The organism is Ideonella sp., from assembly GCF_041914305.1.
GTDB lineage: Bacteria > Pseudomonadota > Gammaproteobacteria > Burkholderiales > Burkholderiaceae_C > Ideonella.
The window spans coordinates 13,758-26,398 of record NZ_JAYSDQ010000021.1 but is presented as its reverse complement, the minus strand read 5'-3'; the positions used below and the strand labels follow the sequence as shown (position 1 = coordinate 26,398).

The following is a 12,641-nucleotide window of genomic DNA, read 5'->3' as shown; positions in this document are numbered from 1 at the left end:
AGCCGGTTCCGCGACAGCCGCTGGAAGTGACATCAGCCCGCCTTTTGGCGGGCTTTGTCATTCAAGACAACGATTGGGCGAGGGCGACGAACTCGGCCACCGGCACCTCTTCGGCGCGGCGCTGCAGGTCGAAGGTGCCGGTGAAGCCCTGCTCGTCGAGCCAGCGCCCGAGCGAGTGGCGCAACAGCTTGCGGCGCTGCGAGAACGCCGCCGCCACCATCGCCTCGAAGCGCGGTGCGTCGATGGCGGCGAAGTCGCGCAGCGGCACCATCCGCACCACCGCCGAATCGACCTGCGGCGGCGGGTCGAACGACTCGGGCGGCACGTCGATCAGTGATTCGATGTCGTAGCGCCACTGCAGCATCACCGACAGCCGGCCATAGGCCTTGCTGCCCGGTCCGGCGGCCATGCGGTCGACGACTTCTTTCTGCAGCATGAAGTGCTGGTCGGCCACCCGGTCGGCCCAGGGCAGCAGGTGGAACAGGATCGGCGTGGAGATGTTGTACGGCAGGTTGCCGGCCACCTTGAGCTTGGCGCCGCCCAGGCGGTCCGCCAGCGCACCGAAATCGACCTTCAGCACATCGGACTCGACCACGTCGAGGCCCGGCGTCTTGCGCAGGCGGGCGGCCAGATCGCGGTCCAGCTCGACCACGGTGAGCTGCCTGCAACGGGCCAGCAAGGGCAGGGTCAAGGCGCCCAGGCCGGGGCCGATCTCGACCACCGGCTCGCCCGGGCGCGGGTCGATCGCGCGCACGATGGCATCGATGATGGCGCTGTCGGTCAGGAAGTGCTGGCCGAAGCGCTTGCGCGCCTGGTGTTTCACTTATTGCTGCGGCGGCTCGCGCATCTCGATGTAGGCCCGCGAACGCAGTTCGGTCACCCAGTCGAGGTAAGCCGGCTCGAACTTCTGCTCCTTCAGCATGTTGCGCGCCTGCTCACGCAACTCCTTCGGGTCGACCGCCACCTGGCGGCGCTCCATCACCTGGATCAGGTGCACGCCGAAGCGCGAGACGATCGGCGCCGAGATGCCGCCCGGCGGCAGCTTGTTCATCGTCTCTTCGAACTCGGGCACGAAGCTGCCCGGCGCGGCCCAACCGAGGTCGCCGCCGCTGGTGGCGCTGCCGTCTTCCGAGTACTGGCGCGCCAGGTCTTCGAACTTGCGGTTGCCGGCGACGATCTGGTCGCGGAACTCGGCCAGGCGGCGCTGCGCCGCGTCGGCCGTCAGCGCCGCCGAGGGGCGCAGCAGGATGTGGCGGGCCCGGGTCTGGGTGACCGAGACGCCACCGGCGTCGCTGCGCGACAGCAGCTTCAGGATGTGGAAGCCCGCGCCGCTGCGCAGCGGCTCGGCCGTGACAGCGCCAACGGCCAGCGGCTTGACGGCGTCGACGAACAGGTCGGGCAGACGGTCGGCCGGCTTGGCGCCGATCTCGCCGCCCTTGTCCTTGTTGCCGTCTTCGGACACCGACTTGGCCACCAGCTCGAACGGCTCGCCGCCGCGCACCCGGGCCAGTGCGGCCATGATCTTCTCGCGCCGCTGGGCCACCACGCCGGCATCGGCGCCTTCGGGCACGGTGACCAGGATCTGCGCGATGTTCAGCTCGGCCGCGCCAGCGGCCTGGCTCTTGCGCGACGCGATCACGTTGTCGATCTCGGCGTCGGTGATCTTGATGCGGCTGACGACCTCGCGCTCGCGCACGCGCTCGGCCAGCATCTGGTCGCGCAGGTTGTTGCGAAAGCGTGTGTAGTCGATGCCTTCGATCTTCAGCCGCTCTTGCAGCTTGTCGAGGGTGAGCTTGTTGGCCGCGGCGACGTTGGCCACGGCCCGGTCGAGCTCGGGGTCGTCGACCTTCATGCCGCTGTCGCGGGCATAGGTGACGATCACGCGCTCTTCGATCAACGCGTTGAGCACCTGCTTGCGCAGCTCGTCATCGGCCGGCAGGCGGGTGCCGTTGCGGATCGCGTCGAGCTTGATCCGGTTCATGCGCTGGTCGACCTCGACCTGGGTCACCAGCTCGTTGTTGACGATGGCCACGATGTAGTCGGCCGCACGGGCGGCCGGTGCGGTCGCGGGTTGCGCGAGGCCGGCGCTGGAGGCCAGCAGGCCGGCACAGATCGCCAGGGCGGCGCGAATTCGGGTCGAATCGATCATGGGGTGGGCGTCTTGGGCGAGGGCGCCGCGTCGTCGTCGCGCAGCAACTGGTAACCGGGGATATTGTCCTTCAGGACCTTGAGGGGGTTGCTGCCCAGCCGGGACAGGCCGATCAGCTCCAACTGCAACATCCAGCGGGTGGTCGATTCGGTCTGGCCGGTCGACACACGCTGGTAGACGATGCGGCCGATCCAGCAGCCAGCGTCGTATTCGACCCCGGCCAGCGCGTCGGTGACCCGGCTGTCGCGCATGCTGAAGTTGACCCGGCCGACACCGTACAGCGTGCCCTGGCAGGCGCCACCGCCGGCCCGGGGCTCGCCGCGGTAGATCGGCCATTGCCAGCCAAGTTCAAACTGTTCGTTCAGGTCGCGTGCATAGCGGTAGGTGCCGGCCAGCGTGTGGAACGGCGCGGGCTGGTAGCGCACCGCGACGATCGAACGCACCGGTTTGTCGATCGCGGCGCCGTACTGCACGCTGGCGTCGAAGATCCAGTTCTGCCACAGCGAGCCGGAGCCGAACAGCAAGATATCCGACACCCGCTTGTCGCCCGGCACTTCTTCCGGCGTCAGGCGCTGGTCGCGGAACAGGAAGCGCTGGGCCACCCCCAGGCGCAGCCGTTCGACACCGGTGTCCTGCTCCTGCCAGCGCGAGGTGGTGCCCAGCGTCACCTGGTGCGCATCGGCCACGCGGTCGATGCCGGAGAACGGGTTGTCGGCGTAGATCGAGACCGCGTTGAAATCGCTCGGCGCGGTGTCGAACACCGGCAGCGACGACTGGTCCTTCCACGGCGTGTTGACGTAGTGCAGGCGCGGCTCGAGCGTCTGCCGCAGGTGGATGCCGAACCAGTCGGTCGCACGGTCGAAGCGCAGGCCGGCATCGGCGCTGAGCGTCGGGATCGTGCGGCTGGCCTCGCTGCGGCCGTCGCTCATCGGCACCGCGGTGCGGTAGCTGGCGGCGTTGAACGACATGCGCGGCGTGAACCAGCCCCAGCCCTCGTCGACCGGGCGCGACAACGCCCCCAGCAGATGCACCCGGGTGCCATCGGGCCGAAGGTCGCCCACCGGCCGGTCGGTCAGCTCGAAGCGGTTGGCCTCCAGCTCCAGCTCCCACCGCAGGCCCAGGCCACCTTCGTTGACCGGCTCGCCGACCAGCCCGCGGCTGCGCACGCCCACCTGCGGCGCCCGTTGGTAGGGTGGCAGGATGGTTTCGGTGTCCTGCAGCACCTGCCAGCCCTGCACGCGCGCATAGGTGTCCAGGCTCCAGTCGGCGGTGAAGTCGTAGTGGCCATCGGCCTGCGCGGCCTGCGACAACAGGCGCCGCGTCTTGCTCGGCAGCTGGTTGGCGAAGTCTTTCCAGTAGTCGTCGTCCGAGGCCCGCATCACGTCGGTGTCGTAACGCCAATGGCTGCCGACGCTGCCGGCGTGCTCCCACTCGTAGGCATGGCGCTCGCGGCCGGCCAGGCGGTCGTGCGGCACCGCATGCACCTCGAGCCGGCCGGCGTCGCTGGGCTGCAGGTAGCGGAACTCGGCCTGCAGGCCCACACCGCGGCTGGACGCGACCGACGGCGTCGTCGTCAGGTCGTAGTTGGGCGCCAGGTTCCAGTAGTACGGCACCGCCAGCGACACGCCGGCCCGGCTGTCGATGTCGAACGCCGGCGGCAGCCAGCCCGACTTGCGCGCCTCGGTGGCCGGAAAGCTCAGCACCGGCGCGGCCAGGATCGGCACGCCGAGGAAGCGCAGCACCGCACCGTGGGCCACGCCTTCGTTGTGCTCGAAGTCGAGCTCCAGCTTGTCGGCCGACAGCAGCCAGTCCGGCGTGCCGGTGCCGTCGCGGTTGCAGCTGGTGTAGTCGGCACGGCGCGCGCTCAGGCGCTTGTCGCCGACGAAATCGAGGCGGCGCGCGCGGCCGCCGGCGCCGGTGCGCTCGAAGTAGTACTCGGGCTTGAGCACGTAGCCCTCGCGCGAGCCGAGGTTGAACTCGGCCTCGGTGCCGTTGAAGCGGTCACCGTCACGCCGCAGGCTGACATGGCCGGTGACCTTCGCCCATTGGGTCGCCGCGTTGTAGCGCAGCAGGTCGGCGCTGAGCGTCAGGTTGCCCTGGCGCAGCTCGACCTCACCCTCGGCGAGGGTCTCCTGGTCCAGCGTGCTGCGCACCGAGCGTGCCGTCAGCTCTGCCGGCAGCGATCGCGCCGCATCGGCGGCCACCGCACCGCCGCAGGCCAGCGCGCAGGCCGAAGCCAACACGCTCCAGGCGGGCGCGGGGCGAGACAAGGCGGGCGTGGCCCGAAGGCGATGAAGAGGCAGGCGCAGCAAGCAGGGGGCCACCAGGGAGGGTGCTCCAGCGCAGCACCGTGGAAGGGTCGCGCGCGAGCAGGCGGGGGGCGTCTCTAGAATCGGGCCGGATTATCCATGGCCTGCCCGCGATACCCGTGACGACCCCTACATCACCCGCCACATCCGCGTCGCCCGCCGACCTCGTCCCCTGGGCCGATGCCGAGCGCCAGACGGCCTTCCAGCGCTGGCTGGCCCCGCTCGCCGCCGCCCAGGGCTGGCAGCCGGCCAGCCTGCGCGTGGCCTCGGCCGACGCGAGCGCGCGCCGCTACCTGCGCCTCAGCGGCCCGGGCGGGCGCAGCGCGATCGTGATGGACGCGCCGCCGGCGTCGATCGACAGCCGGCCTTTCCTGGCGATGGCCGCGCGCATCACGGCCGCCGGCCTGCATGCACCGCAGGTGCTGGCAGCCGATGCCGAACAAGGCTTCGTGCTGTTGTCCGACCTGGGCACGCGCCCCTACCTCGACGCGCTGCGCGAAGCCGACGGCGCCGAGGCGAACCGGCTGATGCGCGACGCGATCCGCGCGCTGGTGCATTGGCAGTCGACGATCGACGCCAGCGCGCTGCCACCCTATGACGAGGCGTTCTTGCGCCGCGAGCTGGCGCTGTTTCCCGAGTGGTGCGTGCAGCGCGAATTCGGCATCCAGTGGACCGACGCGCAGCAGGCACGCTGGCAGCAGGTGTGCGACGCACTGGTGACCAGCGCGCTGGCGCAGCCGGTGGTCGCCGTGCACCGCGACTACATGCCGCGCAACCTGATGGTGGCCGACCCCAACCCCGGCATCCTGGACTTCCAGGACGCGCTGGCCGGGCCGATCAGCTACGACATCGCCTCGCTGCTGCGCGACGCCTTCCTCTCGTGGGACGAGGAGCACGAGCTCGACTGGGCGGTGCGCTACTGGGAGGCCGCGCGCAAGGCCGGCTTGCCGGTCGACGAAGACTTCGGCGAGTTCTGGCGCCAGCTCGAGTGGATGGGCCTGCAGCGCCACCTGAAGGTGATGGGCATCTTCTGCCGCCTGAAGCACCGCGACGGCAAGCCGCACTACCGGGACGATCTGCCGCGCTTTTTCGCCTACGCCAACAAGGTGGCGCTGCGCTACCGGCCGTTGGCACCGCTGCTGGCGCTGCTGGAGCCGATGAACGAGCAGAAGCTCGCGTCGGGCTACACCTTCTAGAGCCGCCGCAGCACCGGTCAGGCGTCTTCGGGCGCCACGGTCTCGGCCGCCGCGGCGGCGGCCAGCGCAGCCGCCACCTCGCAGCCCGGATCGGTTTCGCAACCGGCCGCGGCCAGCCACGGGTCGCGGTCTTCGCCGCCGAAGATCTGGATCAGGAAATCCATCATCACCCGGGTGCGCGCCGGCACATGCTGGCGCGTGGGCATGCCGACCCACAGCGTCGTGCTGTGCAGCCGCCAGGCCGGCAGCACACGCTCCAGCGCGTGCTCCATCAGCGCATCTTCGACCACGAACGACGGCAACCCGGCCACGCCCAGCCCGGCCAGCGCGGCGGCATAGTTGGTGTCGGTGTTCAGCGTGCTGAGCACGCCGCGCTTGGGCATCGCATGGAAGACCTCGCCATCGCCGGCCCCGTCTTCACCGAAGCGGCCCCGGTAGAAGGTGACGCCGCGCTGCAGGTCGGACAGCGGCGGGATCAACACGTCGTGGTCGATCAGCTCGCGCGGGTGCTTGGGCCGGCCGCGCCGGTTCAGGTATTCGGGCGCGGCCACCGTGACCACCTCGGACCGCGCCAGCCGGCGGGCGATGAAGTTGCCGTCCAGCGGCTTGCGCAGGGCCATCACCGACAGGTCGAAGCTGTCGTCAACCGTCTCGACCGCACCACTGGCGACGATCTCGATCGACACCAGCGGGTACTTGGCGCGAAAGCGCGGCAGGTGCTTGGCCAACTGGTGCACCGCCACGGCGGGTGGCATCAACAGCCGCACCGGGCCGCGGGGCTCGGCGACCGAGGCCTGCGCCAGCGCCTCGGCCTCGTCGACGTCGGCCAGGATGCGGCGCACCCGCTCGAGGTAGTTCTCGCCCACCTCGGTCAGCGCCGTGCGGCGCGTGGTGCGGTTCATCAACCGCGCGCCGAGGTGCTCTTCGAGTTCGGCCACCAGCCGGGTGACCACCGCAGGCGCCAGGTCGAGCGCACGCGCCGCCCCGGCGAAACTGCCTTCGTCGACAACGCGGGCGAACACCCGCATGGCACGCAGGGAATCCATGCGGGCGATTATTGCGCCAGCGGCAAATTTTGTGAACCGGGAGGGCTCTTTATTTGCCGAACACGAATTCCCGCGCGCGGCGGGTGGGCGGTCAGCTGCTGAGGCAGGTCTTCATGAAGGCCTTGCGCTCATCGCCCTTCTTGCCCTTGGCCTGCTCGTTGCAGGTGCGCATCTTGTCGGTCTGCGACGCGCGCTTGGCAGACAGGCATTCCTTCATGAAGGCCTTGCGCTCGTCGCCCGCCTTGCCGGTGGCCTCCTCGTTGCAGTGGGCCATCTTCTCTTGCTGGGCGGTCTTGGCCTTGGCGGGCGCCGATGCGGCGGCGGCCGCGGCGGCAGGCGCAGATGCCGGGGTGGCCGGGGCCTGGGCGGAGACCGCCAAGGTGGTGGCCGCCAGGGCCAGTGCGGTGAGCAGCTTCTTCATCGATCGCTCCTTTTCTCGCGGCGACGCCGCGCATCACAAGATCTTTCGGGGGTGGGCCAGCGCTTCGTGGGCCGAATGCAGCCGGCGCACCAGCACCTTGATGAAGGCCTCGTCGAAGCGGTGCCGCGTGTCCGGGCTCAGCTGGGCCAGGCTCTCGGGGTTGAACGACACCGTCGTGCACGGCTCGGAGACGATCACGTCGGTGGCGTGCTTGCGCAGGTCGGGGCTGGGCGCCAGGTAGGCCATCTCGCCGACCGAGGTGCCGGCCCCCAGGCGCGCCACCCGCTCGCCGTCGCGATGGACCTCGACCTCACCTTGCGCGATGCAGTAGAACTGCTTGCCCTCCTGGCCACGCTTGAAGATGCGGTGGCCGAACGGGAAACGCTGCCACTTCGCGCGGTGCACCACCTCCCACAGCTCGACATCGCCGAAGTCGGAGAAGAACTCCATGTCCCGCAGCAGGTTGAAGCGCTCGGAATCGAGCACCCGCTGCAGCTGGCCGCGCGGCACCTCGTGGTTGGTGATCAGCGCCGACAACGATTGCGCGAACTGGTCCCAGTCTTCGGGCCGGTCGGCCGGCGACTTGGCGAGCGCGCCGCGGATCGTCTGGTCCAGCGCCTGGCTGACGCCTTCGCGCATGCCGATCAGCGACTCGGGCTCGGCATGGCAGATCATGTTCAGCAAGGCGGCATGGCTGTCGGCCTCGAACGGCGGCCGGCCGGCGATCAGGTGGTACAGCACCGCGGCCAGCGAGTAGATGTCGGCGCGGCCATCGAGCGTCGAGCCTTCGAGCTGCTCGGGCGACATGTAGGCAAGCGAGCCGACGCGGTGGATCTGCGTGCGGTCCGAGCCCATGTTCAGCACGCTGCCGAAATCGGTCAGCTTGATGTCGAGCACCTCGGGGCCATCGGTCAGCGCCAGGATGTTGGCCGGCTTCACGTCGCGGTGGATCAGGCCCTGGCGGTAGACATAACCCAGCGCCATGGCGCACTTGAAGCCGATTTCGACCACCTGCTCGAGCGGCAGCAGCCGGTCTTGCTGGCAGAACACGCGCAGCGTCGCGCCGGGCACGTACTCCATCACCAGGTAGGGCGAGACCGGGTCGTCGACCGCGTCGTGGATCTGCACCACGTTCGGGTGGTTCAGCCGGCCCACCAGCGCCGCTTCGGCGGCAAAAAAGTGTGACGAGAAGTGCACGTCGGCTTCCGAACGACCGGCGCTGGGGCGCACCCGCTTGATCGCCACCTCGCGGTTGTTGAAGTCGTCGAAGGCCAGGAAGACCTCGCTCGTCGCGCCCTCGCCAAGCTTTTGCAGCACCCGGTATTTGCCGATGGTGGGCGGGTCGTCCGGGTCCAGCCGCGGCATCGCCACGGTGGCCTGGCCCCGCGACCGCGAGCGCGACGAACTCGTCGCCGGTGCGGTGGACGTGGAGGTCGACGTCGGTGACGAGCGAGTGCGGGAAGAGGAGGACGCCACGTTGCGGGTCTGTCTGCGCCTGGCGAAAGTCCAAAGACGTTGGGCAGGGTAACAGGGCCGCCCCGCCCCCTGCAACCGGCAAGGCCCGGCCGCGGGGCAGCCGAACTTAGAATCGACCGCATCATGATCCAAGCCAAGGCAGAGCTGCAGCTCGCGCTGGCTCGCGCCGTGGCGCAGCTGGCCCCCGACCACCCGGTCACCCCGGTCTTCGAATCGCCGAAGCAGGCCGCCCATGGCGACCTGGCCATCACGGTGGCGATGCAACTGGCCAAGCCACTGAAGAGCAACCCGCGCGCGGTGGCCGAGACGCTGGTGGCCACGCTGAACGCCCAGCCGGAAGTCCAGCGCTGGGTCTCGGCGCTCGAGATCGCCGGCCCCGGCTTCATCAACCTGCGCCTGTCGCCGGCGGCCAAGCAGGCCGTGGTGGCCGAGGTGCGCCAGGCCGGCGCCAAATTTGGCTGCCAGCCGGCGAACGGCCAGAAGCTGATGGTCGAATTCGTCTCGGCCAACCCGACCGGGCCGCTGCATGTGGGCCACGGCCGCAATGCAGCGCTGGGAGACTCCGTCAGCGCGCTGTTCGAGAGCCAGGGCTGGGCGGTCACGCGCGAGTTCTATTACAACGATGCCGGCGTGCAGATCGCGACCCTGGCCACCTCGACCCAGTGCCGCCTCAAGGGCCTGAAGCCCGGCGACGCCGACTGGCCCGAAGCCGCCTACAACGGCGACTACATCGCCGACATCGCCGAGGCTTTCAAGGCCCGGCAGACGGTCAGCGCCGACGACCGCAGCTTCACCGCGTCTGGCGATCCGGACGACCTCGAAGGCATCCGCCAGTTCGCCGTCGCCTACCTGCGCCACGAGCAAGACCTCGACCTGCAGGCCTTCGGCGTGCACTTCGACAACTACTTCCTCGAATCCAGCCTCTACACCGAAAAGCGTGTCGAGAAGACGGTGGACCTGCTGAACGCCTCGGGCAAGACTTACGAGGAAGGCGGCGCACTGTGGCTGCGCACGACCGACTACGGTGACGACAAGGACCGCGTGATGCGCAAGTCCGACGGCACCTACACCTACTTTCTGCCCGACGTGGCCTACCACATCAGCAAGTGGGAACGCGGCTACACCAAGGTCATCGACGTGCTGGGCACGGACCACCACGGCTCCATCGCGCGCGTGCGCGGCGGCCTGCAGGCCGCGGGTGTCGGCATCGCGCCGGGCTACCCGGACTACCTGCTGTACAAGATGATCACCGTGATGCGCGACGGCCAGGAGGTCAAGCTCGGCAAGCGCGCCGGCGGCTACGTCACGCTGCGCGACCTGATCGAGTGGACCAGCCGCGACGCGGTGCGCTTCTTCCTCGTCAGCCGCAAGGCCGACACCGAGTTCACCTTCGACATCGATCTGGCGCTGAAGCAGAACGACGAGAACCCGGTGTTCTATGTGCAGTACGCGCACGCGCGCATCTGCTCGGTGCTGACCAAGGCGGCCGAGCAAGGCCACGACGACGCGGCGATCGCGGCGGCCGACCTGTCGCTGCTGACGGCACCGAGCGAGCTCGCGCTGATGCTCAAGCTCGCCGACTACCCCGCCATGCTCAGCAGCGCCGCGCGCGACTTGGCGCCGCACGACGTGGCCTTCTATCTGCGCGACCTGGCCGCGGCGTACCACGGCTACTATGCCGCCGAGCGTTTCCTGGTCGACGACGCGGCGCTGGCCCGCGCGCGACTGGCGCTGCTGGACGCGACGCGCCAGGTGCTGCGCAATGCGCTGGCGCTGCTGGGCGTCAGCGCGCCGAACGCGATGTCACGAGATCAACCCGCTGCGGAGACCGCATGAGTGTGCATACCGGAAGCCTGACGACGCTGCGGCGCGCCGGCTTCGCGAAACAACGCGGCGGCTTTGCCGTGGGCCTGATCGTCGGCCTGTTGATCGGCCTGGCGCTCGCGCTGGGCGTGGCGCTGTACATCGCCAAGGTGCCCTCGCCGTTCCACGACAAGGTGCCGCACCGCACGCCCGAGCAAGAGGCCGCCGAGGCCGAGAAGATGCGCAACTGGGACCCGAACGCGGGCCTGGGCGGCAAGCCGGTGGTGCCCCCGCGGCCGGCCGCCAGCGCCGCGTCGGCGCCTGCGCCGGTGGCCCTGCCCGGCAGCGACGGCAAGCCGGTGCGCCAGGGGACCGCCGAGATCCCCAGCTTGCCCCCGGCCGGCCTCAAGTCCAGCCGCGACGCCGCCGCGATCCTGGCCGGCGAGCCGGTGCCCGGCGCCAAGCCGCCCTCGGTGCCGCGGCCCGGTGGTGATCCGTTCATGTACTTCGTGCAGGTCGGCGCCTACTCGAGCGGCGACGATGCCGAGCAACAGCGCGCCAAGTTGGCTCTGCTGGGCTTCGGCGCCAAGGTCTCCGAGCGCGAACAGGGCGGCCGCACGATCCACCGCGTGCGCCTGGGCCCGTTCGACAGCCAGGCCGAAGCGGCCACGCAGCAAGACCGCCTGAAGTCCAACGGGGTCGACGCCGCGCTCGTGCGCCAGGAACGCAACCCCTGACCGCCGCACGTTCAGGGAACTGAACCGCGGCGAACGCATCCACGCCCCATCCCCTTGCCCCCCGACCAGCCCCGAGGACCCTCGTGAAGCAAACCCCGATCAGCCGCCGCGACTTCAACTCCATTGGCCTGGCCAGCGCCGCCGGCGGCCTCGGCCTGCTGGCCGGCGTGGCCACCCCGGCCCACGCCCAGGGCGGCCCGATCGAGGGCACCCACTACCTGCGCCTCGCCCAGCCGGTGCCGATGACCAGCACCGGCAAGGTCGAGGTCGTCGAGTTCTTCTGGTACGGCTGCCCGCACTGCTACGCACTGGAGCCGTTCGTCGAAGCCTGGCAAGCCAAGCTGCCGGCCGACGTGAACTTCCGCCGTGTGCCGGTGGGCTTCGCGCCGCAGCACGAGTTCCACCAGAAGGTGTTCTACACGCTCGAGGCCATGGGCCAGTTGGGCAACCTGCACCGCAAGTTCTTCGATTCCATCCACAAAGACCACAAGCGCATGGCCACCGAGGCCGAGCTCGTGGCCTTCGCCACCGCCAACGGGCTGGACGGCACCAAGTTTGCCGACACGATGAAGTCGTTCACCGTGATCGGCAAGGTGCGCCAGGCCAAGCAGCTGTCGGATGCCTACCATGTCGACGGCGTGCCGATGGTCGGCGTGCAGGGCCGCTACACCACCTCGGCCACGATGGCCGCCGGGGCCGAGCGCACCTTCGCCGTGGTCGACTTCCTGGTCGACAAGGCCCGCAAGTCGGCCTGATGCCCAGCCGGCACCTGACCAGGTGCTGACGCCCCTGTAAAGGCGCCGTCTCGGCGCCCGTTTGCCACCGGCGTTCGCCGCGCAGGGGCTAGAATGGCCTGCAAGTTTCATGCCGCACGCCATGCGCCCGACGATGCCCCACCGTTTCCTGTCCGCGACGCTCGCCGCCAGCGCCCTGCTGGCCGCTGCCTGGGGCCTGCCGGCGCGCGCCGAAAAGGCCGACCGCGGCAAGCCGCTGGAGGTCGAAAGCGATGGTTCGCAGTCAGCCACCGTGGACCTGAAAACCAAGCTGACGGTCATCAGCGGCCACGTCGTCGTGACCCAGGGCACGCTGCAGATCAAGGCCGACCGGATCGAGGTGCGCGAGAACGCGCCCGGCCGCTACCAGGCCAACGCGCTGGGCAACACCACCCAGCCCGCCACCTTCCGCCAGAAGCGCGACCGCGTCGACGAGTTCGTCGAGGGCGAGGCCGAGCGGGTCGAATACGACGGCGCGGCCGAGAAGGTGCGCTTCGTCGGCAATGCCAAGCTGCGCGTCGTGCGCCCCGGCACCGCGCCCGACGAAGCCAACGCCGCCGTGATCACCTACGACCAGCGCACCGACACCATCGTCTTCGAGGGCGGCCCGCCTGCCGCGCCGGGCGCCGAGCCGGGCCGGGCACGGCTGGTGTTCATCCCCCGCAGCCCCGATGCCGCCGCGTCGGAGCCAGGCAAATGAGGGCCGCCACCTCGCGCCGCCCGGGGCGCCA

11 protein-coding genes are annotated in these 12,641 nt (G+C 69.9%); 5 read left to right on the top strand and 6 right to left on the bottom strand.

Features of this window, described 5'->3' with window-relative positions; translation table 11 throughout:
- Positions 1–61 precede the first annotated feature (61 nt).
- Genes rsmA through ACE3SG_RS23585 form a run of 3 tightly spaced genes read right to left on the bottom strand, consistent with a single transcriptional unit; the run spans position 62 to position 4,419 of the window.
- A complete protein-coding gene (gene rsmA, locus ACE3SG_RS23595) occupies positions 62–823 on the bottom strand; it encodes a 16S rRNA (adenine(1518)-N(6)/adenine(1519)-N(6))-dimethyltransferase RsmA (RefSeq protein ID WP_374568679.1) in 762 nt (253 codons plus the stop codon).
- The gene (locus ACE3SG_RS23590; RefSeq protein ID WP_374568678.1) at positions 824–2,149 is read right to left on the bottom strand and encodes a peptidylprolyl isomerase; all 1,326 of its coding nucleotides are present in this window, start codon (positions 2,147–2,149) and stop codon (positions 824–826) included.
- Complete coding sequence (locus ACE3SG_RS23585) at positions 2,146–4,419, bottom strand: LPS-assembly protein LptD (RefSeq protein WP_374568677.1); 2,274 nt, start codon at positions 4,417–4,419, stop codon at positions 2,146–2,148. Before ACE3SG_RS23585 ends, ACE3SG_RS23590 begins: the two co-directional genes overlap by 4 nt.
- Positions 4,420–4,670: 251 nt before the next feature.
- Here ACE3SG_RS23585 and ACE3SG_RS23580 point away from each other — a divergent pair, with 251 nt between their 5' ends.
- Entirely contained in the window at positions 4,671–5,654 is a 984-nt protein-coding gene (locus tag ACE3SG_RS23580; RefSeq protein ID WP_374568762.1) for an aminoglycoside phosphotransferase family protein, read from the top strand.
- Between the two features lie 17 nt (positions 5,655–5,671).
- Here ACE3SG_RS23580 and ACE3SG_RS23575 read toward each other — a convergent pair whose 3' ends face one another.
- The 3 genes from ACE3SG_RS23575 to ACE3SG_RS23565 all read right to left on the bottom strand — a co-directional run bounded on the left by ACE3SG_RS23575 (position 5,672) and on the right by ACE3SG_RS23565 (position 8,486).
- On the bottom strand, positions 5,672–6,700 hold the full coding sequence (locus tag ACE3SG_RS23575; protein WP_374568676.1) for a LysR family transcriptional regulator: 1,029 nt from the start codon (positions 6,698–6,700) through the stop codon (positions 5,672–5,674).
- Positions 6,701–6,791: 91 nt separating this feature from the next.
- Entirely contained in the window at positions 6,792–7,121 is a 330-nt protein-coding gene (locus ACE3SG_RS23570) for a PsiF family protein (protein ID WP_374568675.1), read from the bottom strand.
- Between the two features lie 33 nt (positions 7,122–7,154).
- Positions 7,155–8,486, bottom strand: a complete 1,332-nt coding sequence (locus tag ACE3SG_RS23565; RefSeq protein ID WP_374568674.1) for a protein kinase — start codon at positions 8,484–8,486, stop codon at positions 7,155–7,157.
- Positions 8,487–8,720: 234 nt separating this feature from the next.
- Between ACE3SG_RS23565 and argS the strand changes: the two genes are divergently transcribed.
- The 4 genes from argS (at position 8,721) to lptA (ending at position 12,610) form a co-directional block, all read left to right on the top strand.
- The gene (gene argS / locus ACE3SG_RS23560; protein ID WP_374568673.1) at positions 8,721–10,433 is read left to right on the top strand and encodes an arginine--tRNA ligase; all 1,713 of its coding nucleotides are present in this window, start codon (positions 8,721–8,723) and stop codon (positions 10,431–10,433) included.
- Positions 10,430–11,137 carry an SPOR domain-containing protein gene (locus ACE3SG_RS23555; RefSeq protein WP_374568672.1) on the top strand — a complete coding sequence of 236 codons (708 nt, stop codon included), beginning with the start codon at positions 10,430–10,432 and terminating at the stop codon, positions 11,135–11,137. The genes argS and ACE3SG_RS23555 overlap by 4 nt, the downstream gene beginning before the upstream one ends.
- 83 nt (positions 11,138–11,220) lie before the next feature.
- Positions 11,221–11,892: a thiol:disulfide interchange protein DsbA/DsbL gene (locus ACE3SG_RS23550; protein WP_374568671.1), complete on the top strand. Its 672-nt coding sequence runs from the start codon at positions 11,221–11,223 to the stop codon at positions 11,890–11,892.
- 133 nt (positions 11,893–12,025) lie between these two features.
- Positions 12,026–12,610, top strand: a complete 585-nt coding sequence (lptA, locus tag ACE3SG_RS23545; protein WP_374568670.1) for a lipopolysaccharide transport periplasmic protein LptA — start codon at positions 12,026–12,028, stop codon at positions 12,608–12,610.
- Positions 12,611–12,641: the final 31 nt, after the last annotated feature.